The organism is Actinocrispum sp. NPDC049592, assembly GCF_040675465.1.
GTDB lineage: Bacteria > Actinomycetota > Actinomycetes > Mycobacteriales > Pseudonocardiaceae > Kibdelosporangium.
Genome location: NZ_JBFAPA010000009.1, coordinates 122,551 through 147,920 on the forward strand (window position 1 = coordinate 122,551; position 25,370 = coordinate 147,920).

Consider the following 25,370-nt stretch of genomic DNA (forward strand, 5'->3'; position numbering starts at 1 on the left):
GTCAGCTAACTGATAGACGGACCCCTTTCTGTCCGGCGGCCATGACTCAGCTCACCGTCTTTCCATTGATCTTGACGTTCGTGTACGCGGGCTTGTCGGCGTTCTTGATCTTCGGGGCCGCCGTCCCGATCTTGGTGAAGGTGCTGTTGGACAGGCTGACCCCGGTGATCTTGGAGGCACTCAGCCCGTCCAGGCTCAACGCGTAGCTGGCCCCGTCCACCGTCATGGCGTCGACGGTGATGTTGCGGACGGCCGGGTTCACGATCGGCCCGAAGCCCGGCCCGGTCAGGCTGTAGTTCAGCGTCACGTTGATCGCCTCGCGTTGCACGCTCGACGCGGTGATCCGGCGGGCGTGCACGCCGTCGACCGTGCCACCACGTCGCTTGTTGGTCTTGATGTAGAGCACATGGAACGCGCTGTAGGAGGATCCCTTCTTGATGGTGCAGTCCTGGAAGAAGACGTTCCGCACGTCGCCGGACATCTCACTGCCCACCGTGAGCGCGCCCCAGCGCCCGAGGTGCGTGCAGTTGTCGATGACGATGTTCTCGCTGGGTACCCCGACCCGCCTGCCGTCGGTGTCCCGGCCGGACTTCACGGCCACGCCGTCATCGCCGGTGTCGAACTGGCATCCGGTGATGTGCACATCCGAACTCGACTCCGGGTCGCACCCGTCGACCATGCCGCCCCTGCTGTACACCTTCACCTTGCGCACGGTGACGTTGCGCGACAGCACCGGATGGATCGTCCACATCGCTGGGTTGCGGATGTCCAGGTCGGACACGAGCACGTTGCGGCAGTCGTAGAACTGGATCATGTTCGGCTTGAGGAAGTGCCCCTGGCCGAAGGTCCGGCCGGTCACCGGGACGTTGTCGACCGCCATCTGCTGCAGCCGCTCCCAGTCCGGCTCCCGTTTGTCGTCGTAGTCGAACCACGGGCCGGACGGTCCCTGCCCGTCCAGGGTGCCGGCACCGGTGATCGCCACGTTCTGCTGGCCGCGGGCGTAGATGAACGGCGAGAAGTTCATGCACTCGATGCCCTGCCAGCGGGTGTAGGTCAACGGATAGTCCTTGGGGTCGGTGCTGAACTTCACCGTCGCCCCCTTGGCGACCTCCAGGTTCACGTTCGACAGCAGCGTGATGGCCCCGGTCAGGAAGCTGCCCGCGGGCACCAGCACCCGGCCGCCGCCTGCCTTGTTGCACGCCTCGATGGCCTTGCCGAAGGCCGCCGTGTTCTTCGTCTTGCCATCGCCCTTCGCGCCGTAGGCGGTCACGTCGAACGTCGCGGCCGGGAACTCGGGCGGGGTGATCCTGGCCAGGATGACCGGCACCTGGTCCCACGGCGACGCCGCCGCGGCAGCCGCCTCGCCGGACAAGACTCCCGGAGCCAGGACCCCGGCCGCCACCAGGCCGGACGACTTCAGAAAGGCACGCCGGGAATGATCATTCGCCATGGTCACGTGGTCCCTTCGGATCCGTGGCGGCGGATGAAAACGTTTACAGAGTAGGTCTACCCGGGAATGCCCGCCATCGTCAAGAAAGAGTCCGCCGATATGGCGCGGCACGGCGTACCCCCAGACCGCCGCACCGCGGTCTGAGTACACATGCCGATAGGCAAGGTCGTCCAGTGTTCCCATCCCATCCTCCGATGATTGACCCGCGTGGGTGAAAGCATGCACAAACAGACAAAACGACTCAGTGACGGTCGCGGCGCCCCTCGACGCCGACACCCGCGGACGTGCTCGAGATGCACCACCGCCCCGCTCACACGCCCGACGCCCGGCGCCACGTGATGCCGTCACCGGATCCAGCCGCCCCGGTCTCTCCTCGATGCGATCCCCAGGGCACCCCGGACCGCGCTCGAAGGGCGGACATCGTCCGCTGTGGACTCGGCACGTCCGCCCGGACCATCTCGGGACCCGACCGACCGAACACGGGCGCGCACCACCCACCTTCGCAGTCGCCCGGCACCGGCCCTATTCCTGGTTCCCCACCAGCACATGCCGATGCCGGTCCACACCGGACCGCAGGCCTTCCTCGATTTCGGCAATGAGCAGCACGTTTCGTCATGCTCCGCACGCTAGCGCCGGACACCGACAGTTTCGGGCCGCACGACCGTCGGCCAGCTTCACATCCGACCGGGAACCATTACGCCGCAACGAGAAAAATCCTCGAGAAGATTTTTCGAGGATCCGCGGGAGCGCACCGGCGACACCCAACGCGAACGGTCACCGAAGGCGCTGTGCGGCAATCTAGGTGCCGCACAGCGGTTCTCCGCATAACCAGAAGAAATTCTGTTGGCGCACAACAGAAAGAACAGACCACCCGATAGAGTGACAGCAATCGAACACGCGTGCGGATAATCTGAAGGCATGCATCGACCGACCCGATGGCTACCGCAGCGGAATCCACGCCTGCTGAGCCAGCTTGCCCAGTTCGTTCACCATCACACCCGCGTCCGACACCGTCCACAAGTCCTCGCCGATCACCAGCGACCGCCTGATCATGCCGTTCGGGTGCGCGACGCGCCCGACCTCGCTGAGGCCGGCACCGTCCAGCCGCAACACCAGGGCATAGGTCAGCTGCTGGTACTGCGGCTTGCCGCCGACCGCGGGAGAGCCGGTCACCGGGATCACCACCAGGTCGCGCGCGGGCCAGTACAGGAAGGCGTGCGGGTCGTACTCCACTTCGGACGATCCGCCCTCGATCTGGTACTGCGCGGTGCGGTTCGGCGCCGCCGCGTTGCCGACGTCGAACAGCGAGACCTGGGCGCCCAGCCGCCGTCCCTGCGTGCTGGCCTCCTGCCCGACGCCGAGGATCTTGTTGTCGCCGACCGGATGCAGGTAGGCCGAGTAGCCGGTGATCTTCAGCTCGCCGGCCACCCGCGGCCGCGCCGGCTGGGACAGGTCCACTGTGTACAGCGGGTCCATCTGCCGGAAGGTGACGACGTAGCCGACCGCGCCGAAGAACCGGACCGCGTAGATCCGTTCTCCCTTGCCGAGCCCGTCCACCTTGCCGACCTGCGCGAGCCCGTTCTCCTGGCGTTGCAGCACAGTGATCATGCTCTGCGACTGCCGCGCGCCCGAGCCCTCGGCCACCGAGCTGAACTGCCCGGTCGTCGTGGCCACCCGGAGATACCCGTTGTACTCAGACAGGGAGTACTGGTTCAGCAAGGTCCCGTCGACCTCACCCGAACCGGCGTACCTCGGCGGTCCGGACCCGGCGATGTCGAAGCGGTGGATCTGCGTCTTCTCCGCCGGCGGCGGGGGTGGAGCGGGGGCCGGCGACGTGTCGGCGATGCCTTCGCCGAACCGCAAGGGAATGTAGCGGTTCCGGCGGTCATCGGCGACGTACAGGCTCGTGCCGGTCCCATACACGGTGTCGCCGTCGGCGGCGATCGTGACCGGGTCACCGGTGCCGAGCGTCCGGTTCAGGTCGATGGTGAGCACCGTCAGCATGCCGGTCCCGGAGTAGGCGGCGGGATGGCTGACCCGCTCGCAGTCCACCAGCCTGCCTTCGGAATGCGTCCCCTCGCTGTCGAGCTGGTAGCGGGGCAACCAGTCCTCGATCGTCGATCGCTGCGCGATCTCCCGGTTCTCCTTCAGAGAGGAGTTGTAGTTCCGTGTCTGGTCCGGATAGACGAACCGCAGCTGCGGCTGGGATCGGACCACAACCCTGGCCACCGCACCGACCTGGCGAGCGTCGATGTACGCGCCGTCAACAGAAAGCGTACCCACCGTCTTGGCGGCACCGGCGAGGTCGACGAGAACGAGGGTCGACCCCATACCCCCGGACAGCGGCGGCGCGGGCTTGCCACGTGGCATGGGCATGTCGTAGACGACCGCGTTCCGGTTGGCCACCAGCAAGGCGCGGTCGCCGGAAAGAAGCATCTCGGACACTGCGACGTCCGGCAGTTCAAGAGTGCCGGTTACCTTGCGGGAGGCCACATCGATCACAGTGAGGTGGCCGTCGGCGACCGACACCAGGCGTTTGCCGTCGGTCTTGACGATGTCGGGCTCGTCGACTCCGGCCTCATGCGTGTTCGTGGTCGAGTGTCCTGGCGTACCGCCGGTGCTTTCCTGTTGCTGCGCCGATTTCTGCGAGTCACGCGGAGCAGCGGGCGCCTGCGCGGCACCCGCGCTGTCCGGTATGCCAACGACATCGCCGCCTGTGGCGGACAATGCCCGGGCCGAACCACCAAACCCGAAGGGACCGATGTACGGCAACGCGGCCGTCCGCAAATCGTTGAGCGCCTTCTCGCAGGAGTCGAATGCCACCAGCCGGATACCGGCCGCCGGTGAGTCAGTCACCACATCCTGCTGACCGGTGACCGCATCCTCTGGTGCGGCCGCGGCGATGCCACCGATGACGACTGCGACCGCCACACCCCCGACGATCGTGCGCCAGTCAACTCTCGGTAACCCAACTCTCGGTGCCATATACACAAGACGGTGACAGCGACAGAATCCGTTGCCGCCGACTTAGATAACGGTTAGATTGCGGCGGATGATCGTCAGTGGCGACAAACCCGGCATCTGGCACTCCTCGGATCACCTGCTGTCACCCAGCCCACCACCGTCCGCGACCGAACCGGCCGATCTTGATGAGGCCGAGGAGTTCCTTCGCCTGTTCCACAGCGAGAACCCCGAAGCCGGGGATGTGGAGCGGCGGCTGGCGTGGGTGCGCACCGAGATCGGGCTCACCGGCACGTACCAGCACACGACAGCCGAGCTGACGTTCGGTGCGCGGGTGGCGTGGCGCAACAGCGCCCGGTGCATCGGCCGGTTGTACTGGCGCAGCTTGCGGGTTCGCGACCTGCGCGCAGTGCGGACAGCCGACGACATCGCCGAGCAGTGCGTACAGCACCTGCGACAGGCATGGAACGGAGGAAAACTCCGGCCGCTGATGTCGGTCTTCGCGCCGGAGGCGCCCGGCCGCCCGGCGCCGAGGATCTGGAACGAGCAACTCATCCGGTACGCCGGATATCCCCAAGAAGACGGAGGTGTGCTGGGCGACCCTCGCTACCTGGCCTTCACCGACTCGGTGACCGAACTCGGCTGGCAGCCGAGCGAACCTCGCAGCGCGTTCGACGTGTTGCCGTTGGTGGTGGAGACAGCAGCGGAAGGTCCCTGCCTGTACCGATTACCCGACGACGCCGTGCATGAAGTGCCCATCACACACCCCGAACTGCCATGGCTGGCGGAGCTCGGGTTGCGGTGGCACGCAGTCCCGGCGATCAGCAATATGCGCATGTCCATCGGTGGTGTCTCGTATCCCGCGGCACCGTTCAACGGCTGGTACATGGGAACCGAGATCGGTGCACGCAACCTCGCGGACACCGAGCGGTACAACCTGCTGCCAGAGTTCGCGCGTCGGTTGGGGCTCGACACGAGCAGTGAGACCACCCTGTGGCGAGACAGGGCCATGGTCGAGCTCAACCGTGCCGTCCTGCACTCGTTCGCCGCCGCCGGCGTCACCATCACCGACCACCACACCGAGTCCGACCGCTTCATCCGGCACCTGGAGAAGGAACAGCGCGCCGGCCGGTCCTGCCCGGCGGACTGGAGCTGGATCGTCCCGCCCATGACCTCGTCGCAGACCCCCGTCTTCCACCGCTACTACGACACCGACCATCTGCGCCCCGAGTTCCTCCTCGACCCCACCGCAGCCCACCGCGGCACCCACGGCGCCCCACCACACCACCAATCCCCCGACACCGCAACCACCACCCCACCGCAGGCCTGCATGTGGTCCTACCTCAGCCTCCCCACCACCTAATCCATTGACACACAAGGAAACTGATAGGCCGTCGAATTGCGCAAGGCGTGGGGCGCGGTGAGCCGACCGCGTCGACGGAGTGAGCGCGAGGCCGCTAGGCCCGCGGGTATGCGTAGCTGTGGTGACGTGCCGGTACTCCTGCACGACGCGGTGAACGGGTCGCTGGGCATGGACCAACTGCGTCGCGGTGAGCCCCTGGCACCTGCGCTGCGCCCGGCGCGTCAGAACTCGCTGCTGTTCGGCGGAAGCGTGCCAGGCCAAGCCTGCGAGCGCAGACGACGGCCCAACCTGACTGTCGGGCTGGCTCAGTGGCCGCCGTCGTATCGAACAAGCCCCGACCGATGTATGGCCGAGCAGGACCGCTGCGATCGCGGGTAGAGACGCCCTTTACGACCTGCGAGCCGACGCGGCGATCGGTGTCGATGGCCCGGTGTCAGTGGCCCGGTGTCAGTGGCCCGGTATCGATGGCTCTGTATCGATGCGTCCGCGTCGACGCGTCGGCGTCGGCGGGCCGGTGCGGTGGTGACGGGCCGATGTCGGTGGGCAGGGATCGATGCGTCGGCGTCGATCGGCCCGTGGCGATGGGTCGGTGGCGATGGGTCGGTGGCGATCAGCCCGTGGTGATGGGTCGGGTGGCGATCGGCCCGTGGCGATGGGTCGGGTGGCGATCGGCCCGTGGCGATCGGCCCGTGGCGATCGGCCCGTGGCGATGGGTCGGTAGCGACAGGCCTGCGGCGAGGGGCGGCGGCGATGAGGCGGTGGGGGTTGGTGGGGGTGAGTTAGGGGGATTGGTGTTGTTGGGTGGCTAGGAAGTGGGCTGTGGTTTTTGTTGCGGGGTAGAGGTTTCTGTAGTGGGGGTAGAAGGTGTTGTACTTCGCTGTGGTGGCTGGGGTTGGGATGATTGTTCGGGTTATGGGGTTCCAGGTGGTTGCGGTTGCTTCTTCTGCTCCTGTCGCCTGGGCGGCTAGGAGGGCGTTGCCCAGGGCTGCTCCGATGGTCTCGGTGGGGATTTGCTGGGGGATGTCCGCGACGTCGGAGACGATCTGCGTCCAGAGGCCGCCTTGGGTGCCGCCGCCGACCGCGACGATCCGGGTGGGAGTGCCGCCGGATTCGGCCATGGCTTCAAGGTTGTGGCGCAGGCCGTATGCCGTTCCCTCCAGGGCAGCGCGGTACAGCTCGGGCTGCCCGTGACTCAGGGTGAGGCCGGCGATGATTCCTCTGGCATTCGGGTCAAACACTGGGGTTCGCTCGCCGGCGAAGTAGGGCAGCATCAGCAGGCCCCGGCTCCCCGGCGGCACCGTTGAAGCCCGCGCCACAAGCGTTGCGAAGTCACCAGCGAACAGGCCCCTGAGCCAGTCAGTAACCGCCCCCGAAGTGGCCATGCCAGCGGCCAACGAGTACGAGCCGGGCAGCACCCCACGAGTCACCCACAACCCTGGGTGCGGCTGCGGGGAGGACAGCACCTGGATCACGAACATCGTCGTGCCATACATGATCATCACGTCACCGGGTTCGGTGACGCCGACACTGGTGGCCTCTGCCCACGCGTCGACAGTCCCCGCGGTGACCGGAAGTCCAACCGGGAGGCCAGTCTCCGCGGCGGCCGAGGCGGTCACTGTGCCGACGATCTCGTTGGGCCAGAACAGGTCCGGGAGTCGCAGCTGCGGGGCGATCGCGGCCGACCAGTCCGTCGCCCACTCGGCGCGGTGCAGGTCGTACATCGGATCGCACTGGCTGGCCGAGTGATGATCGAGCATGTACCGGCCGGTCAACCGCAACACCAGGTACGAGCTGGTCATCAACAGCAACTCGGTGCGGGCGAACACATCCGGCTCATGCCGCGCGAGCCAGCGGAGCTTGGGCCCAACGGCCTGGCTGGACAACGGAGTCCCGCCGCGGGCGAGAACCGCCTCGGCGCCGAACTCCGCGGTCAGCTCCTCGATCTCCACCGCGGCCCGGGTGTCCACACCGTACAGAATCGCCGGGCGCAGCGGTCGCCCATCGGCCGAGGCGGGCAACAGGCACGGACCGATCCCGCTCACCCCCAGGCCGAGGATGTCCCCTGCCGCCGCGGACAGCTCCCGGGCGATGGCGACGAAGTCCGCCCACCACACCTTCTCGGGATCATGCTCCACCCATCCGGGTCGTGGTGTGGACACGCTGTGCGGTCGTTCCGCGCGGGCCGCGATCGTCCCGTTCGGACGGACCAGCACACCCTTCGAGCTGGATGTCCCGATATCGATACCTAGGTACACGTCATCCCCCGGGTGAGGTCACCGAATGTGGTCGAGCGGGCACATCAACGAACATACCGGCGCCACGGGCGGGAGGAAACAGCCTCGCACAGAGGCGGGTAAACGATTACCCGTCACGCTATTCTTGAGGTCTGGAGAGTGTCAGCACCGTGGCGGTTTCGGGGAGTACCGTCATCGTTCCGCAGAGTGAGGCCGGTGGGTGTGGCGACCATCAACGACGTGGCGGTCAAAGCCGGGGTGTCCACCGCGACCGTGTCCAGGGCGCTGAACGGAAAGTCCACAGTAGATCCGGCGCTGGTCGCCCGGGTGCTCGAAGCCGCCGCCGAGCTGGGCTATCAGCCCAACGGACCGGCCCGCAACCTGCGCCGCCAGGAGACCGCGGTCCTAGCGCTGATCATCTCCGACGTCGAGAACCCCTTCTTCACCAGCATCGCTCGTGGCGTGGAGGACGTCGCCCACACCGTCGGTTACTCGGTCGTGCTGTGCAACTCCGACGAGAACCCGGACAAGGAACGCCGCTACATCGACGTCGCCATCCAGGAACGCGTTGCCGGAGTGGTGCTCTCGCCAACCGGCACGGCGACCAATGTGGACCTCCTCGCCGCTCGTGGTACACCAGTGGTCGCCGTGGACCGCCCTCTGCCCGAGGCCACGGACATGGTCCTGGTCGACACCCGGCACGCCGCCAAGGAAGCGACCGCACACCTCATAGCGCAAGGCTATGAGCGGGTCGGCTGCATCACCGGCCCGCCGGGAATCCGTACCGCCGACGACCGGCTGGCCGGGTACCGCGACGCGATGCGAGCAGCGAAACGACGCAGTTCAGCCAAAGTCGTCCGCCGAACCGGCTACCGCGCGGACGGCGCCCGACAGGCGACGACCGAACTGCTCACCCAGGATGAACGCCCGGACGCCCTGCTCGTCGCCAACAGCACGATGGCCATCGGTGTCCTGGACGCGCTGTCCGGACTGGGTTTGCGACCCGGCAAGGACATCGGCGTGGTCGCCTTCGATGACGCCCCTTGGACTCCGCTGGTCAGCCCTCCTCTCTCCGTTGTCTCCCAACCCGCCTACGAGATCGGCAGAATCGCCGCCGAACTCCTGCTGGCCCGCATCGCCGACACCACCCGCGAACCGACCACCACGACCTTGAACGCCACCTTGATCACCAGGGGCAGCTCGCGGCGCTAAGGGAAGTCGCCGACAACCCAACATCCTCCGCTGGGCTCCACCCACGGGCCCGGCTGCGGCTGCGGCTGCGGCTGCGGCTGCGGCTGCGGCTGCGGCTGCGAACAAGGAGTACGCCGGTCGCCGGGTGAACTCGCTGCGAACGCACACCCGGCCGATCGACGCCAGCGTGTAAAGGCCCGTTTTCGGCCGTCCGGGGTGGCTTCCAGGGAGACAGGGACCCCAGAAGCCACCCCCATACATGGGATTACACCGCCTGTAGCCAAGCCAGCCGCCGCCGGATTGGCGTCGATCCGATCAGTCGCAACCGGCCCGACCCCGCTGCCCGTGTGCTGGCGTCGTCGGTGCACCGCATGGCTTGCGGCGTCTGGGTTCGCGTCGCTGTCCGCACCGAGGCGCTCAAGGGGTCAGCACTTGGGGAGTCGCGGCAACCTCCTTAGTTGATCTTGGTCAGGATGCGGTACCGGGCGGCCGACCAGGCTGGTGGGTTGGCCGGGACCAGGCGGATGGTGATGGTTGTTTTGCCGGAGACCAGGTTCTCGGGCAGGTCGAAGGCGTCCTCTTGCCAGCGTTGGGATGTGTTGCCCAGCGGCTGGGTCCAGGTGCCGGCTTGGATGTCGTCGACGAAGACTGTTGCTTGCTGGTACGGGTTTGCTTGGTCGTTCATGCGGAGGATCCGGGCGCCCACGCTGCCTGTAGCCAATTTCGCTGTGAAAGTGATGGGGCCTGTTGTGGCCGTCAGGGCTCGGTTCACCGTGACTTTGTCGTCTTTGCCTTCGAAGACGGACTGGAGGGTGCCGCGGGTTTCGCCTGTGGCTTGATAGTTGTGGGCCGCGCGGTTGGCGTCGTCGGTGGTGTCTACTGTGTCCGACTCGGCTAGGGCTGGTGTGGCTTGGCCGTACCAGTAGGAAGTCGAGCTGTAGGTTGCTGGGGCGTCGTCTACCGGGCCGTGTTGGATGTCGAAGCGGAGGTTGGCGGAGAAGGCCACCGCGTCGCCCAGCATCAAGCGGTATGCGCCTGTGCAGTCGTTGACGCAACCGTCGCCGTTGAGCTCCCACGCCGGGTTGCCGGCCATTGGCATGGTGTACGGCGTGCCGTCGCGGAAGTACCAGCCGGACTCGTAGAAGTCCTCGGTTCCGGTCCCGTACATCACCGGTGTGGCGGCACCGTCCACGTAGACTCGTTCGTCGCCTTCCAGGTAGGCGCGCATGTTGCCGTTCGGAATGCCGCCACGCATCGAGTGCGTGACGCCGTAGAACACGCCGCGGCCGGTGGTCTCCAGGAACGTGAAGTCCTTGCCGTTCACGGTCTGCCCGGACTGTTTGGTCGCCCGGAAGTAGCCGATCTTTCCGGACTGCAGGGCAGGCGCCACTGAGGGATCGGCGGCGGTGTCGGTCTCGACGGTCACATCGCCCAGCGCCACACCACTTTCGTTGACCAGCACCACGGTGGCGTTCCGGGCGTACGGCATCGGCCACCACGCGGTGTACCAGCCGCCCGGCGCCGGGTCCATCGACGACATCAACGACCTGGCGTCGTACTCGCCCAGGCCCGACCCGAAGAACTCGCCCAACGGAGCGTCCACAGTGGTCTTCCCGTCGAACGAGATCACCACCCGGACACCGGTCAGCAACGCATCCGAGCGGGTCACCTCGGCGGCGTCGACCGGATAGCGGAACACCCGATAGCCTTGCCAGTTCAGGCCTTTGATGACATAGCCATGGGCCTGTTCGTCGCCAGGGTGGTTCGGGCCCACGTCGACGACATCGGTCCGCTGCCAGTCACCGAACACATTGCTGTGGATGTCGTACTTGAACTCGTTCACGTCCAGATCGGACGACAGGTACTCGTTGAGCACGGTCAGGCTGGACTTTCCGGCCGACAACGACGCCGGGACGAGAATGCTTTGGTCCCGCCATTGCCCGGTGGGGATGCGTGGGCCGCTTTCCCAGAAGCCGACCGGTGTTCCGTTGACCACGAGCCGCGCCCGCTGGTTGCCCACCTGCGGGTCGTAGCGGCGGGTGATCCGAACCCCTTGGTTGTCCGGGTTGATCGCGACCTGGAACGTGCTCGACCCGCCGACCGCGAACGCCCGGCCATCGTCGCCGACTCGTGGGCTGGCAACGATCTGCGGGATGTTCACCCGCAACTGGTTGATCCATCCCGAACCGGAAGCCGCGGCCACGTTGCGCGAAGTGCCGGGCGCGATCGACCCTTTCATCACCGGAAGGCGCTCGGCTGCCAGGGTTTTGGGGTCGTGAAGGCCATACGCCCGGAACTTGGCGATGACGTCCAGCGCTTTGTCACTGGGATCGAAGGTCTGCACACCTTCCGCGTCGGAGAAGGAACGATAGGAAACGTGGTAGAAACGTGGGTTGGCTTGCAGTGTCACGCGCATCGACTCGCGGTACGGCATCGGTACCTTGATCACCGAACCGCCGGACGTGTCGGCGCCATTGCCGACCAGCGGCCACACAAACGGCGCGCCGAGCTTTCCGTCGACCACGTCCTGCAACAACTGGTCGAGGACAACGGTTCCGTCGAGCTCGATCTTGATCCGGCCGTTGTTCACCATCGACCCGAAGTCCCGGGTGAACCACATCGAGTCGATCTGACCCGGCCCGGTCCGTTCGGCGATCACACATCCGGTCGCCGTCGTCCGCAGGCAGGAATACGTGCCTTCGAAACCGTCGTTGTTGCCGCCGGTGCGGTCGAAACTCGAGAACTGGCGGGTGATCGCGCCCGGTCTCATCTCCGCCATCCGGCCGAGATCACGGTAGACCTGCCAGCCCACCGGGCCTTTGTCCAGTGCGCTGGCGATCCTGGGCGGCGCCGCCGACGCCACGACGGGCACCAGCGCGAGAAACAGAGCAGGGATGACAACACTGGATGCCAGCAGGGATCGGAAGCGCATCCGGGCCTCCTCGGGGATATTCGGTTGGGTGCGGGGACTCAGGAGCTGGTCAGGCGGCCCTCACGCCTGACGCGGATACGGACTGTGGGCGGGTCGGCAACTGCAGGTAGGGCGAAAGCACGTCGGGACAAGTCGGCGATCGTTGGCCACCGCGGTTTGGGGTCCGGGGTGGTGGGGCATGGGGGTTAGTTGGGGTTGGCTTTGTTGTAGGTTTCGGTGGCGTTCTCTTTGGTTATCTGCTGGGTTTGGAGGGTTTGGGTTTTGGGGAGTTGCTGGCAGTCGATCAGGAGTTTCTTGGCCGAGTCCACTGCTTCCTTGCCTGCGGTGGGGTAGATGAAGGTTGCGGCTAGGCGGCCCGCTTCCACCGCTTTCAGTCCGCCCGAGGGGATCGGCAGGCCGTCGATGCCGATGAACTTGATGCTGTCCTGCTTGCCCACCGCCTTCGCCGCGAGGTACGCGCCTTCGGCCATGGGGTCGTTGTGCGCGTAGATCACCGGGATGTCGGGGTTGGACTTGAGGATGGCGTCGGCTTTCTCCTGTCCTTTCTCGCGGAGCCAGTCGCCGTCCTGGCTCACCACGATGTCGATGTTCTTTCCTTTGATCGCCTCACGGAAGCCGTCGCCGCGTTCCTTCGCGGGTGTCGATCCCGCCAGGCCGCGGATCTCGGCGACCTTGCCGCCATTCGGCAACAGCTTGGTGGCCACGTACTCGCCGGCTTTGCGGCCGATTTCCACGTTGTCCGCGCCGATCCAGGACGTGTACGCGTCGCCCTCCACCTTCCGGTCCAGCACCAGGACCGGAATTCCCTTGTCGTACGCGGACTTCACCACCTGGGTCAGGGGTTTGGCCTCGTTGGGGCTGATGATCAGCAGGTCGACCTTCTGCGTGATGAAGTTCTCCACATCGGACACCTGACGGGAGTTGTCCTGCTGGGCGTCGGCGAAACGGACCTCGAACTGGGGCACGGCTTTGGCGGCCGCGCGGATGTCATCGTCCATCCGCTGGCGGTACGGCTCCGCCACATTGGCCTGGCTCATACCGATGACGTATTTCCCGCTCGCGCCCTTGCACTGCGCTGGCGCGCTGGCACTCGCGCCGCCGCGGTTCTCCGAAGTTGTGCCACACGCGGCGACGACCGCGCACGCGAGTATGACGGCACTGCTGCGAAGTATGGCCATGTCCGTCCCCTTTCATGAAGGCCGCAGGCCCTGCAGTCCGGCCGCGACCACGATCACGAGCCCTTTGATCAGCAGCTGGACGTTGGTGTCGACGCTGTTGAGCGCCAGGATGTTGTTGAGCACACCGAGCAGCAATGCGCCCGCGACGGTGCCGACGACCGACCCGCGCCCACCGGAAAGGCTTGTCCCACCGACAACAACAGCGGCGATGGCGTCCAGCTCATATGTCGAACCATCGTTGGGGCTGCCCTGATTGAGCTGCCCCGCATGGATGATCCCGGCCAAGGCGGCCAGAAAGCCGCTGATCCCGAAAACGATGACCTTCACCCGTGTCACCGGAACACCGGAAAGCCGCGCGGCCTGCTCGTTGCCGCCGATCGCGTACACATGCCGTGAAAAAGCGCTCCCGCGCAGGAAAAGGATCGCGAGAGCCGCGACCACGATGAAAATCAACGCCGGAATCGGCACCAGGCCGTTGAAAGTCCGCTCCCCCAGCAAAGAAAACGCCACCGGAGCCTCACCCGGATCCGAACCATAGGCGATCGCGACCCCTTGCCCGCCAGACCAGATCCGCGCCAGCCCACGAGCGATCTGCAACCCCGCCAAAGTCACGATGAACGCCTGGATCTTGAACAAGGTCGTGGCGATACCCTGCAGCAACCCGAAGACCAGACCCACCAGCAACACCAGCAGCACCGCGGGAACCAGGCTGAAGTCGTTCTCCACCAGCAAAACCGCGGACCCGACCGCAGCCAGCCCGAGAACAGCGCCAACGGACAGGTCGATCCCGCCGATCAGGATCACGAACGTCATCCCCACCGCGATGATCCCGATCTCGGACATCGCACGCACCACGTTGAACAGGTTCCCGCTGGACAGGAACAGCAGTTCGCCGTCCCGGCTGGGCGAGAACACGACCGCCGCGATGAACACCGCGACCAACCCGAACAGGCTCTGGAACCGGAACACCACGGAGGCCGCACTCGGCCGGGTAGCCACGAAATCCGTTGTCACAGCGGCACAACCTCCCCCATCGACGCGGCGAGCAGCTCCGCCTCACCGGCCTGCGCGGTCGGCAGCTCGGCAACTGTCCGCCCGCCCCGCAACACGATCACCCGGTCGCACACACCGACCAGCTCGGCCAGTTCCGACGACGCGAGGAGCACGCCGACCCCGGAAGCCGCCAGCTGCCCCAGCAACTGGTAGATCTCAGCCTTCGCGCCAACGTCAACACCGCGAGTCGGCTCATCCAGCAGCAAAACGGAAGGCGAGGTGAGCAGCATCCGGCCGAACACGACCTTCTGCTGGTTCCCGCCGGACAACGTGCTCACCGGCGAACGCACCGAAGCGAGCTTCACCTGAAGCTCCCGCACGATCCGGGCGACCGAAGCCTGCTCCCGCTGCCGGGACACCATCCCCAGCACCGACAACCGATCCACAATGGACAACACGGTGTTCGCCAGCACCGAATGATCCAAGGCCAGCCCTAGGGAACGCCGATCCTCGGGGACGAAAGCAATACCGAGACGTAAGGCCTGCCGCGGGGTGCGCGGACGAATGGGCTTCCCGTGTAACAGAACAGAACCCTGCCAGGAACGACCCGCACCGAACAGCGTCTCCAGTAACTCGGTCCGCCCCGACCCCAGCAACCCGGCCAGCCCAACGATCTCGCCACGCCGGACAGTCAGCGAGATCCCCGCGGGCTCCCGACGCCCCGGACGCTGCCGAGTGACCACGAGATCCCGCACCGCCAGCACGGGTTCACCCAAAGCGGCGTCATCGTGAGTCGAGAACAGCGCCTGCACCGGACGTCCGATCATCGCCTCGGCGGCCTGGGTGGCGGTCATCTTCCGCACGTCGAAGGACGCCACGACCGCACCGTTGCGCAAGACCGTTGCGCGGGAAGCGATCCTGCCGATCTCGTCCATCCGGTGCGAGATGTAGACGATGCCGGCGCCGTTGCGCCGCAGCTCCCCGATGACGGTGAACATCCGGTCGACCTCGGCGGCGGTGAGCGCCGAGGTCGGCTCGTCCATGATCAGCACCCGCGCGTCCAGCGACAACGCCTTGGCGATCGTCACCAGTTGCTGCTCACCGGTCCGCAGCGACCCGACCGGACGCCGAGGGTCGAGGTCGATCCCGGTGCGGTGTAACAGCTCCCGGGTCAGCCGCAGCATCGCGCGGCGATCAAGCGTGCGCAGCCGGGTCCGCGGTTCGCGGCCGAGGAAGATGTTCTCGGCGACCGACAGCCCGGGCACGAGGTCCAGCTCCTGGTGGATCATCGCGATGCCCGAGCGCTGCGCGTCCGCCGGGCCGTGAAAGTGAACCTCGGCGCCCGCAACGACAACGACACCCTGGTAGTCGGTGATGTCTCCGGAGAGAACCCGCATCAGCGTGGACTTGCCGGCGCCGTTCTCCCCGAGCAGCGCGTGCACCTCGCCGGCGCGCAGGGTGAAGTCCACGTCCCGGCAAGCCTTGACCCCACCGTAGGACTTGCTGATCCCCGCCAGCCGCACCAGGACGCCGTCGTCCATCCACACCTCGCCCCAGAGCCGGGTAAACGATTACCCGAGACGCTAGGGTGGTCCGCGACAACGTGTCAAGCATCAACAGATCGATCAAGAAGTCCGTTACTTCACCACAGCATGCCCGCGTGGCGACAGCCGATAGCCGACCCGCAGGCTTTCGGTCAGCCCGAGTTCCTTGAGCTTGCGGACGTCCGCCTTGAACGGCAGCGTCTCCCGCCCCAGCGACGCGGCCAGGTCCGGCGCGCGCACGCCTTCGTTGGCGGCGATCAGCCGCAGGATGGTCATCGTCCACGGCCCGTGCGCGCTGCGTTCGTCCATCCGGCGCAACCGGTCCCTGATCGCCGTGATCTCCGCGGGCGAAGGTTCCGAAGCGCGCAACGCGATCCGGGGGTCTTCACCGACATAGCGGACGGCGACGCGATAGGTGTCCCCGTCCCGGGCGGACAGCCATGACTTGAGCGCGGCGAGCGACGCATAACCGGCCTGCCGGGCCTCCGCGGCCGTGATCGAGCCGACCGCTACCTTGTCCACGGCGTCAATGGCCAGCACCCCGACCATGGTGCGCAAGGTGCCACCGGCCTTGACGGTCGGCTTGCGCCAGCGCCGGAACGCGAGCGTGACCTCGCCCCGCTGGATGCGTTCCAGCACGTCCGCCGTTAGCAGCATGGACACACGGTACTTCGCGCGGCATAGTGGGTAAGGCTGCACTCACAGTGTTGGACTGTGTGCGATTTGTATTCATCTTTGCGAAATTCTTCACGAACCCGCACGAACCCGCACATCCGCGCTACTCTAGGCGGCATGAGCATCGCGCTGGAAGCGGTCCTGGCCAAAGCGGGCTTGCGGGTCTCCCCCGGGGAGTTCCTCGACCTGGTGGAGGACGCGGCGAAAAGACTTTCGCCGCCGAACCCGAACCCGGCCGAGTACTTCTCGGCCGACCAGCGGGAGACGCTCACCGAGGTCGGCCTCGATCTGCGGCCCCGGCAGCCCGACGAGGTCGACTCACGGGCCCGGGCCGTCGCCGCGCAGGCCGTGCTGCGGGACTCGGCGCTGACCGTGTCCGACGCGGCCGCCACCCTCGGCGTGGACACCAGCCGGATCCGCCACCGGCTCGCGGCCGGCCGCCTGGTCGGCTGGAAGGACCGCGGCGGCTGGCGACTACCTGCCTGGCAGTTCACCGGTTCGGGGGTGTTGCCCGGGCTGGAGACCGTGCTCGCGGCGATGCCGATCGACCAGCCCCCGCTGGTGGTGGCGGCGTTCATGACCACCCCGCAGGAGGACCTGCTGATCGGCGGTGCGCCCGGTACCCCCCGCCAGTGGCTGCTCGCCGGTGGCGACCCCGGTAAGGTCGCTTCGCTCGCAGCCGTCCTCGGAACCCCGGCGTGACGGCAGGAACGACGACAGGCTGAACCTCTACGTATGTCCCGGCTACCCCAGCCGCCGACTCCGGCTGCGCTCAAGTCGCTGCTGCGGATCGACGAGGACGTTGTCGCGGTGACCAGCGGTACCCGGCTCGTCCGGGTCTTCGCCGCGGGCGGCGCCCACCGGCAGCGCTGGAACTCCTTCCGGTACACCGGCCCGCTCCCGCACGGCCGGTTCGACCCGCACCCGCCCGGCCCCGAGGGCCGCCCGGCGGACAGTCCCGGCAACGGCGTGCTCTACTTCGGACTCTCCGTGCGCACCAGCGTGGCCGAGGTGTTCCAGTCCACGTCCATTGTGGACAGATCCACCCGGCGGCCGCACCTGGTCATCTTCCGCCCGCAGCGCACGTTGCGGCTGCTCGACCTGTCCGGCCTGTGGCCGACCAGGGCCGGGGCGTCGCAGGAGATCAGCAGCGGCGCCAAGGCGGTGACCCAGTCGTGGGCGCGGGCCATCCGCGCGGCCCACCCCGAGCTGGACGGCGTCTGGTACCGCTCGTCCATGGACGGCGGCGAACCGGCGATCTGCCTGTTCGACCCGCCCTCGGGCACCGCGATCCCGCCCGCGCCGGACATGCTGCTGCCGCTGGACCACCCTGGTCTGGACCTGCCGCTGGGCCGCATCTGCGAGGAGCTGAACTACACGCTCCTAGGGTGAGGTGCCGCCGCCACCGGTCTGCGGCGCTCCCTTCGGTTTCTGCGCGACCTGTCGCACGGTGATCGTTCCGGTACGCGTCCTGCCTTCGCATACCGTTGTGACGTCGTACTTTCCGGGCTTGGCGGTGGACTTCACCGTGCCCGTCGCGAACACCGCCCACGGCTGGTGCCCGTCCGGGTTCGCCGCCAACCGGCCCGCCGACAGCACGGCCGATCGCACCGAACCACCCTCCGCGGCGCAGTTCACCTGCACAGTCACATGTTGTCCCGGCCGTGCCACGCCGGGAACGACCCACACAGGCGGCGCCTGCGCCGACGAAACCCCTGCCGGCACCATCAACGCACCGGCCACCGCGAGAACTGTCACTGCCGCAAGCTTCATAGCCCCTCCCTCGGCAGAACTGGCTGCTCTGAAGACGGGCCAGGGGGGATCCAGGTTGCCTGGTCAGGCCAGGTGGCGTTGCCACCATTCGAGGACGGCGTCGAACCGTTGCCTGCGGTGGCGGGGCTGGCCCGACCGGGTCAGCTCGTGGCCCTCGCCGGGGAAGATCAGCATCTCGACGGGGGTGCCCTGCCGGCGCAGTGCCACGAACATGCGCTGGGCCTGTTCGATCGGGCAGCGCCAGTCCTGCTCGGAATGCGCGATCAGGAACGGGATGCGGATCAGGTCGGCATGCGTCAACGGGCTCATCTTGGCCTGCGCCTCGGGATCCGCGCCGATGTACGCGTCGGTGAAGAACCAGCCGATGTCCGAGCTGCCGGAGAACGAGTCCCAGGCGTTGACCGCGCGCTCGCTCCAGGCGGCCTTGAACCGTTCGCCGTGGTGCGCGGCGAGCCAGCTGGTCATGAACCCGCCGTAGGACCCGCCCATCACGCCGACGCGCGTGGAGTCCAGACCGGGCAACGCCAACGCAGCGTCCAAAACGGACAGCACGTCGTCCACGTCGACCGTGCCGAACGCACCGAGGATCGCCCGCCCGTGCGCCTGGCCGTAACCCGAGGACCCACGCGGGTTCGGCAGCACGACGGCATACCCGGCCGACGCGTAAACCTGGGCCTCGTCGAAGAAACCCCAGCCGTGGTACATGAACGGCCCGCCGTGAACGTGCAGCACGACGGGATGCGGGCCCTCACCGGCAGGCAGGACCACCCACCCGTGCGACTCGTACCCATCCGGCGAGGTGCCGACGATCTCACGGATCTCGCAGATCCCCTTGTCTCGCAGAGCAGTCCCGAACGACGTCAACACGGGACCGCCGCACACCACGACCTCGCCAGGACTGTCCGGAGTGGACACAACGGCCACCACCCGGTCACCGTCGACAGCGAAGGCCGCGACCTTACCCCGTTCTCCGGCAACCAAAGTCGTCTCTGCCAACGTGGCCAGAGACGCGCTCACCGGCAACCGCCGAAGCTCGATGGCGCCGCGGTTGCGGATGGTGAAGCAAAGGTCGTCACCGACGAAGGCGGGCTGGTTGTCCTCCAGGCACAGGGTTTCCAGGTCGGTGAGCCGCCGTGGCTCGGCGGGTCCGTCCAAAGTGAACGGCACGACCCACAACGCGGTGTTCAGCGCGATCGCCTCGACCGGGGTCGAGAACTCCCGGCCGAGATACGCCAGCAGCCCGCCACGACTGGCCAGCATCCCAGCGTCGCCTTTGGTCTCGCACACGAGGATCGGCTCGCCACCCCCGGCCGGGACCGCGAAGATGTCTTGCGCCAACGTTTCCGCGGGCGGGTGCCAGCCACGCGGCGCGGTGAAGACGATGTGCGAACCGTCACCACTCCACGCGGGCGAGCCGACTTCGCAGGTGCCGTCGGTGAGTTCGACCGGTTCCGCGTCCGCGTGGGTGTCCACGACGAACAACCGCTTGCGACGGTCGGCCAGGTATCCGATGTCGTCGACGTGGTAGTCCAGCCGGAGGATCCGGCGCGGCGCCTCGGCCTGCGCGTCCGTCCCGGTGTACCGGCCCTCCTCGGGAATCCGTGCCAGGAAGGCGATGCGTCGGGAGTCCGGCGACCACACCGGACTCTGCGCGCCCAACGGCAACGACGTCACCTTGCGCGCGTCGCCGCCGTCCACCGGCTGCACGTACAACTGTGGCTTGGCTTTGGGTTGCGCCGACCGGAGGAACGCGACCTGGGTGCCGTCCGGGGAGATGACCGGTTCGGTGTCGCACCGGCCGTGCGTCCAGGGGCGGGTGCCCGAGCCGTCGAGTGCCACGCGATGGATGGCACCCTGGTAGTCGTTGGTCTCCAACACCGGCCGCGCGGCCGCTACCAGCAGTAGCTCGCCGCGCAGGGTGACGGAGCTGGCCGTGGTGAGCAGCTCGATGTCCTCTGGGCGCACCTGGCCGACGCTACCCGATCCTTAGCCACGCTCACGACCGACAAAAGGGCGGTTCAGCTGCCAGTCGTGACGGGTTCCTGCTCCTTGGCAGCGGTCCGCTTGGACTTGATCAGGCTGGCGACCGTGGTGACGGCCAGCACGCTGATGATCACCCCGAGGGACACCGCGATGTTCGGCACCGGCACCGCGATCGGGTCGCCGCCGTTGATGAACGGCAGCTCGTTGGAGTGCAACGCCTCCAGCACCAGCTTCACGCCGATGAACGCGAGGATGACGGCCAGGCCGATGGGCAGGTAGACCAACTTGTTGAGCAGGCCGCCGAGCAGGAAGTACAGCTGCCGCAGGCCCATCAGGGCGAACGCGTTGGCGCTGAAGACCAGGAACGGCTCCTTGGTCAGCCCGAAGATGGCCGGGATCGAGTCGACCGCGAACAGCAGGTCGGCGGTGCCGATCGCGATCATCACGATGAACATCGGGGTGACCAGGCGCTTGCCGTTGATCCGGACGAACGACTTGGCGCCGTGGTACTCCTTGGTCACCGGCAGGAACCTGCGGGCCAGCCGGGTCGCCGCGTTCTCCTTGTACTCCTCTTCCTCCTCGTCGTGCTTCGAGCGCAGGAACGTCCACGCCGTGTAGATGAGGAAGGCGCCGAACAGGTAGAAGACCCAGCTGAAGTTCGCGATCACGGCGGCGCCGAGCAGGATGAACACACTGCGCATGGCCAGCGCCAGCAGGATCCCGATCAGCAGCACCTTGTGCTGGTGGATCGCTGGCACCTTGAAGGCCGCCATCACCACCAGGAAGATGAACAGGTTGTCCACGGACAGTGAGTACTCCGTGATGTACCCGGCGAAGAACTCCCCGGCGGGCTGCCCGCCGGCGAAGAACCACAGGCCCAGGCCGAACACCACGGCACACGCGACGTAGAAGACCACCCATCGCGCCGCTTCACCGATGGTGACCTCATGGGGCTTTCGGTCCACGATCACGAGATCGATGGCCAGCAGAATCAGCAGACCTGCCACAGTCGCGATCCACAGCCACACGGGGACAATCATCGAGTCACCTCCGGTAAGCGGGCACAGCCGTCACTACCGGAGGTCTCTTCCGCTGACAAGGGCGTCAGCCGACGGCGCCGGGCTCATCCCACTGAGACCAGCGGTCGAGATCCGTGTTGACGACACCGCCGCGAAGGAATACTCCCCTCCACTGCAGTCCTTATTGTCCATGTTCGACGGCGGGCGCACCACCCGCAGTTGCGTTAAATAAGGTTGTCCTTGGTCACACGGCGTGTCGGAATAACGATCACCCACAGCAAGTTCTCAGCAACGGTCCAATACGGTTCCGCTGTGCCCCGATTGTCCCGAACCCGACTCCGCTGGCTGGCGTTCGCCCTGGTCGCGGTGGTCGTCGCGGCCGGAGTCCTGGTGTGGGTGAACTCCGGCAGATCAGGTCCGGTCATCCGGACCGAAGACCAGACCCTGCACGTCACCGACGGCCCGGCCCATGACCAGCCGATCGACCTGGACAGCCGTCTCTACCTGCCCGAACGCACCCCGGCGCCGGCCGTTCTGGTCGCCCACGGGTTCGGCGGCAGCAAGGAGAGCGTCGACGGTGACGCGCGTGAGCTGGCCCAGCGGGGCTTCGTCGTGCTGGCCTGGTCGGCCCGTGGGTTCGGCCGCAGCTCCGGCGAGATCGCCCTGAACTCCCCCGACTACGAGGTGCAGGACACCAAGCAGCTGGTCGACTGGCTGGCCAAGCGGCCCGAGGTCCAGCTGGACGCCCCCGGTGACCCGCGGATCGGCATCACCGGCGGTTCCTATGGTGGCGCCATCTCGTTGTTGCTGGCCGGCAGCGACCCCCGCGTGGACGCGTTGGTGCCCGTGATCACCTACAACGACCTGTCCCAGGCGCTGATCCCGAACTCGGCGACGACTTCGCAGCCGGCCGGCACCCCGTCGGCGGGCGCGGCCACGCCGGACGGCGTGTTCAAGCGGTCCTGGGCCGGAATCCTGTTCGCCGCCGGGATGGGCGGCGCCGGGTTCGCCGACCCGTCGGCCGACGCGGCCGAGTCCGGCACCGTGCAGAACAACCAGAACGCGCCCGCGACCAGCCCGATCGACGCCCCTCAGCAGGGGCAGGGCCGTGGGTTCCCGCCGCAGTCGTTCGGCCCGTGCGGCAAGTTCACCGCCGAGATCTGCACGGCCTACACCGAGATGGCGACCACCGGCCGGGCCAGCCAGAAGACCATCGACCTGCTGAAGTCGGTCTCCCCGGTCTCGGTGACCAGCAAGATCACCAAGCCGACCATGCTGGTCCAGGGCGAGCAGGACACGCTGTTCGGCCTCGACCAGTCCGACGCCAACGCCCGGCAGATTGCGCAGGCCGGCGGCAAGGTCAAGGTGGTCTGGTACTCCGGCGGCCACGACGGCGGCAAGCCCGGACCGTCGCTGCGGGCCGAGATCGCCGACTGGTTCGACTTCCACCTGCGCGGCGAGGGCGCCGACCCGGGCACCAAGTTCGAGTACGCCGTTCAGGGCGCGCTGCGGGCCCAGGGCGCGCCTTCGATCCGCACGGTCACCACGCCGACGTACCCCGGTCTGGCCGACTCGCAGACCACCCGGCAGGCCGTTGCGCTGAAGGGCCAGCCACAGGTGGTGATCAACCCGCCGGGCGGCAACCCGTCGTCGATCAGCAGCATGCCGGGTCTGGGGTCGGTGATCGGCGGGTCTACGCGGACCGCCGGGCGGCTGGCCATCGACCTGCCCGGCCAGGTGGCGCGGTTCCGCAGTGATGTGCAGACCAGCCAGCTGCTGATCAGTGGGTCGTCCACGATCCGCCTGCACGTCGAGCCACTGCCGGGCCAACCTGTTTCGCCCGATGGTGTGGTGTTGTTCGCCAAGTTGTACGACGTCGGCTCGGACGGGTCACGGACGTTGCCCGCCTCGGTGGTGTCCCCGGTGCGGATCTCGCAGTTGCCCGCGGATGTCACGGTCACCCTGCCTGGGATTGTTCGCCCGATCGAGTCGGACCACCGGATCGAGGTCGCGATCGCGTCGACCGACCAGGCGTACGCGTTGCCGTCGCAGCCCGCGGCCTACATGGTGTCGCTCGCCGATCCGTCGCTGCAGGTGCCGGTGGTAAACGGGACCAAGTCGACCAACCCGCCGCCGATGTTCGCCCTGGTCGGCATCGGGGTCGTGCTCGGGCTGCTGCTGATCGCCGGGATCGTGGCCGCGATCCGGCGGCGCCGCGCGGACGACATGGACCCGGAGCTGGCCGACGTGCCGTTGGTGATCGAGGGTCTGTCGAAGTCGTACCCGGGCGGGCTGCGCGCGGTGGACGGGTTGTCGTTCCGGGTCGAACAGGGGCAGGTGCTCGGCCTGCTCGGGCCGAACGGCGCGGGCAAGACGACGTCGCTGCGGATGCTGATGGGCCTGATCCGGCCGACCGACGGGTCGATCCGGGTGTTCGGCCACAAGGTGTACGCGGGTGCGCCGGTGCTGTCCCGGATCGGGTCCTTTGTGGAGGGTTCGGGGTTCCTGCCGCACCTGTCCGGCGAGGCGAACCTGCGGTTGTACTGGGAGGCCACCGGCCGCCCGAAGGAGCAGGCGCACTTCGAGGAGGCCATCGAGATCGCCGGTCTCGGCGCCGCGATACGGCGTCGCGTCAGGACGTACAGCCAAGGTATGCGGCAACGGCTCGCCATCGCGCAGTCGATGCTGGGCCTGCCGGATCTGCTCGTGCTCGACGAACCGACCAACGGGCTCGACCCGCCCCAGATCCACCAGATGCGTGAGGTGCTCAAGCGCTACGCGGCCACCGGTCGCACGGTGCTCGTGTCCAGCCACCTGCTCGCCGAGGTGGAACAGGCCTGCACGCACGTCGTGGTGATGCACCGCGGCAAGCTGGTCGCCGCGGGCGAGGTCGCGGACATCGCGGCGGTCGGCGGCGAGGCGACGTTCCGGGTGGACCAGCCGGCCGAGGCGGCGTCCGTGCTGAAGGCGATCGACGGCGTCACGAACGTCGAGGTCGACGGCACCCAGGTGCACGCCAACCTCGACGGGACCCCGCGTGCCGAGGCGTTGAGCGCCTTGGTCCGCGCGGGAGTGTCGGTCGAACAAGCCGGGCCAAGGCGTCGGCTCGAAGACGCGTTCCTCGAGCTGGTGGGAGACAACGCCAAATGAGCGAAAATAACGTCCACACGGATCCCAGCGCCATCGCTGGGATGGAGGAAGTGGCTTCGCACGAGCACATCGCCGTGCAGCCGGACGGTTCGGTCGCCGGGTACAAGGCCGGCCGGACCCTGCGCCTGCGCGTCGAGCTGGCGCGGCAGCTGCGCCGCCGCCGGACCCAGCTGATGCTGGGGCTGCTGGTGCTGCTGCCGTTCGTGCTCGTGGTGTCCTTCGAGATCGGCTCGGCCAACCCGAACAACCGCTCCGGCGGGTTCATCGACCTGGCCACCGCGAGCGCGCCGAACTTCACGGTCACCGCGCTGTTCGTGTCGTGCTCGTTCCTGCTGCCGATGATCGTGGCGATCTTCTTCGGCGACACCATCGCGTCCGAGGCGTCCTGGTCCAGCCTGAAGTACCTGCTGGCGATGCCGATCCCCAGGTTCCGGCTGATCCGGCAGAAGGCGATCACCTCGGGGCTGTTGTCGTTCATGGCCCTGCTGGTCCTGCCCGCGGTGTCGCTGCTGGTCGGCGTGATCTGGTACGGCGCGGGCGAGGCGGTGTCGCCCACCGGTGACGCCGTCTCGTTCTCCGACGGCGTGCTGGCGATCCTCGGCTCGACCATCTACATCGCGGTGAACCTGTTGTGGGTGGCGGCTTTGGCGCTGTTCCTGTCCGCCTCCACCGACGCGCCCCTCGGCGCGGTCGGCGGCACGGTCCTGGTCGCGATCGTCTCCCAGATCCTCGACCAGATCACCGCGCTGGACAACCTCCGCAACTACCTGCCCACCCACTACGCGTTCGCCTGGTCCGACCTGATCTCGCGGGACATCGACTGGTCGCAGATGACCAGGGGCGCGTTCTCGGCGGTCTGCTACGCCGCGGTCTTTGGCGTTCTCGCTGTCCGGAAGTTCACCCGTAAGGACATCACCAGCTGAG

17 protein-coding genes are annotated in these 25,370 nt (G+C 67.3%); 6 read left to right on the forward strand and 11 right to left on the reverse strand.

Translation table 11 applies throughout. The annotated features are described in order from the left end of the window. Positions 1–46 precede the first annotated feature (46 nt). Entirely contained in the window at positions 47–1,450 is a 1,404-nt protein-coding gene (locus tag AB0J95_RS23545; RefSeq protein ID WP_364761450.1) for a glycoside hydrolase family 28 protein, read from the reverse strand. 939 nt (positions 1,451–2,389) lie between these two features. Next, on the reverse strand, positions 2,390–4,381 hold the full coding sequence (locus AB0J95_RS23550) for a beta-propeller domain-containing protein (RefSeq protein ID WP_364761453.1): 1,992 nt from the start codon (positions 4,379–4,381) through the stop codon (positions 2,390–2,392). Between the two features lie 121 nt (positions 4,382–4,502). Between AB0J95_RS23550 and AB0J95_RS23555 the strand changes: the two genes are divergently transcribed. Beyond that, positions 4,503–5,774, forward strand: coding sequence for a nitric oxide synthase oxygenase (locus AB0J95_RS23555; protein ID WP_364761456.1), 1,272 nt, complete (start codon positions 4,503–4,505; stop codon positions 5,772–5,774). A gap of 779 nt (positions 5,775–6,553) precedes the next feature. On the opposite strand, the gene AB0J95_RS23560 is transcribed toward AB0J95_RS23555, so the two are convergent. Further along, entirely contained in the window at positions 6,554–8,029 is a 1,476-nt protein-coding gene (locus AB0J95_RS23560) for an FGGY-family carbohydrate kinase (protein ID WP_364761459.1), read from the reverse strand. Between the two features lie 201 nt (positions 8,030–8,230). On the opposite strand from AB0J95_RS23560, the gene AB0J95_RS23565 reads away from it, so the two are divergent. Next, entirely contained in the window at positions 8,231–9,220 is a 990-nt protein-coding gene (locus tag AB0J95_RS23565; RefSeq protein ID WP_364762142.1) for a LacI family DNA-binding transcriptional regulator, read from the forward strand. A gap of 433 nt (positions 9,221–9,653) precedes the next feature. Here AB0J95_RS23565 and AB0J95_RS23570 read toward each other — a convergent pair whose 3' ends face one another. From AB0J95_RS23570 to AB0J95_RS23590, 5 genes are all read right to left on the reverse strand, one after another. Continuing rightward, positions 9,654–12,131, reverse strand: coding sequence for a glycoside hydrolase family 172 protein (locus AB0J95_RS23570; RefSeq protein ID WP_364761462.1), 2,478 nt, complete (start codon positions 12,129–12,131; stop codon positions 9,654–9,656). Between the two features lie 185 nt (positions 12,132–12,316). Further along, positions 12,317–13,309, reverse strand: a complete 993-nt coding sequence (locus tag AB0J95_RS23575) for a substrate-binding domain-containing protein (protein ID WP_364761464.1) — start codon at positions 13,307–13,309, stop codon at positions 12,317–12,319. Positions 13,310–13,321: 12 nt separating this feature from the next. Next, positions 13,322–14,323 (reverse strand): ABC transporter permease, encoded by a 1,002-nt coding sequence (locus tag AB0J95_RS23580; RefSeq protein WP_364761467.1) that lies wholly within the window; start codon positions 14,321–14,323, stop codon positions 13,322–13,324. Continuing rightward, positions 14,320–15,843, reverse strand: coding sequence for a sugar ABC transporter ATP-binding protein (locus AB0J95_RS23585; RefSeq protein WP_364761470.1), 1,524 nt, complete (start codon positions 15,841–15,843; stop codon positions 14,320–14,322). Before AB0J95_RS23585 ends, AB0J95_RS23580 begins: the two co-directional genes overlap by 4 nt. Positions 15,844–15,939: 96 nt before the next feature. Beyond that, entirely contained in the window at positions 15,940–16,503 is a 564-nt protein-coding gene (locus AB0J95_RS23590; RefSeq protein ID WP_364761473.1) for a hypothetical protein, read from the reverse strand. Between the two features lie 135 nt (positions 16,504–16,638). On the opposite strand from AB0J95_RS23590, the gene AB0J95_RS23595 reads away from it, so the two are divergent. Both AB0J95_RS23595 and AB0J95_RS23600 read left to right on the forward strand, forming a co-directional pair. Further along, a complete protein-coding gene (locus tag AB0J95_RS23595) occupies positions 16,639–17,223 on the forward strand; it encodes a DNA-binding protein (protein ID WP_364761476.1) in 585 nt (194 codons plus the stop codon). 33 nt (positions 17,224–17,256) lie between these two features. Continuing rightward, positions 17,257–17,913, forward strand: coding sequence for an RES family NAD+ phosphorylase (locus tag AB0J95_RS23600; protein ID WP_364761479.1), 657 nt, complete (start codon positions 17,257–17,259; stop codon positions 17,911–17,913). On the opposite strand, the gene AB0J95_RS23605 is transcribed toward AB0J95_RS23600, so the two are convergent. From AB0J95_RS23605 to AB0J95_RS23615, 3 genes are all read right to left on the reverse strand, one after another. Then, positions 17,905–18,294, reverse strand: a complete 390-nt coding sequence (locus tag AB0J95_RS23605) for a hypothetical protein (protein ID WP_364761482.1) — start codon at positions 18,292–18,294, stop codon at positions 17,905–17,907. The genes AB0J95_RS23600 and AB0J95_RS23605 overlap by 9 nt on opposite strands. 63 nt (positions 18,295–18,357) lie before the next feature. Continuing rightward, a complete protein-coding gene (locus AB0J95_RS23610) occupies positions 18,358–20,259 on the reverse strand; it encodes a S9 family peptidase (RefSeq protein WP_364761485.1) in 1,902 nt (633 codons plus the stop codon). Between the two features lie 53 nt (positions 20,260–20,312). Then, positions 20,313–21,317, reverse strand: a complete 1,005-nt coding sequence (locus AB0J95_RS23615) for a TerC family protein (RefSeq protein WP_364761487.1) — start codon at positions 21,315–21,317, stop codon at positions 20,313–20,315. Between the two features lie 291 nt (positions 21,318–21,608). Between AB0J95_RS23615 and AB0J95_RS23620 the strand changes: the two genes are divergently transcribed. Together AB0J95_RS23620 and AB0J95_RS23625 are read left to right on the forward strand one after the other, a co-directional pair. Next, positions 21,609–24,446: an alpha/beta fold hydrolase gene (locus tag AB0J95_RS23620; RefSeq protein WP_364761489.1), complete on the forward strand. Its 2,838-nt coding sequence runs from the start codon at positions 21,609–21,611 to the stop codon at positions 24,444–24,446. After that, entirely contained in the window at positions 24,443–25,369 is a 927-nt protein-coding gene (locus AB0J95_RS23625; protein WP_364761491.1) for an ABC transporter permease, read from the forward strand. Before AB0J95_RS23620 ends, AB0J95_RS23625 begins: the two co-directional genes overlap by 4 nt. Position 25,370: the final 1 nt, after the last annotated feature.

Excerpts from the sequence above, each read along its gene's own strand:
- AB0J95_RS23545 (WP_364761450.1), bottom strand. The coding sequence starts at position 1,450 with ATGGCGAATGATCATTCCCGGCGTGCCTTTCTGAAGTCGTCCGGCCTG.
- AB0J95_RS23555 (WP_364761456.1), top strand. The coding sequence starts at position 4,503 with ATGATCGTCAGTGGCGACAAACCCGGCATCTGGCACTCCTCGGATCAC.
- AB0J95_RS23570 (WP_364761462.1), bottom strand. The coding sequence starts at position 12,131 with ATGCGCTTCCGATCCCTGCTGGCATCCAGTGTTGTCATCCCTGCTCTG.
- AB0J95_RS23575 (WP_364761464.1), bottom strand. The coding sequence starts at position 13,309 with ATGGCCATACTTCGCAGCAGTGCCGTCATACTCGCGTGCGCGGTCGTC.
- AB0J95_RS23585 (WP_364761470.1), bottom strand. The coding sequence starts at position 15,843 with ATGGACGACGGCGTCCTGGTGCGGCTGGCGGGGATCAGCAAGTCCTAC.
- AB0J95_RS23590 (WP_364761473.1), bottom strand. The coding sequence starts at position 16,503 with ATGCTGCTAACGGCGGACGTGCTGGAACGCATCCAGCGGGGCGAGGTC.
- AB0J95_RS23595 (WP_364761476.1), top strand. The coding sequence starts at position 16,639 with ATGAGCATCGCGCTGGAAGCGGTCCTGGCCAAAGCGGGCTTGCGGGTC.
- AB0J95_RS23600 (WP_364761479.1), top strand. The coding sequence starts at position 17,257 with ATGTCCCGGCTACCCCAGCCGCCGACTCCGGCTGCGCTCAAGTCGCTG.
- AB0J95_RS23605 (WP_364761482.1), bottom strand. The coding sequence starts at position 18,294 with ATGAAGCTTGCGGCAGTGACAGTTCTCGCGGTGGCCGGTGCGTTGATG.
- AB0J95_RS23615 (WP_364761487.1), bottom strand. The coding sequence starts at position 21,317 with ATGATTGTCCCCGTGTGGCTGTGGATCGCGACTGTGGCAGGTCTGCTG.
- AB0J95_RS23625 (WP_364761491.1), top strand. The coding sequence starts at position 24,443 with ATGAGCGAAAATAACGTCCACACGGATCCCAGCGCCATCGCTGGGATG.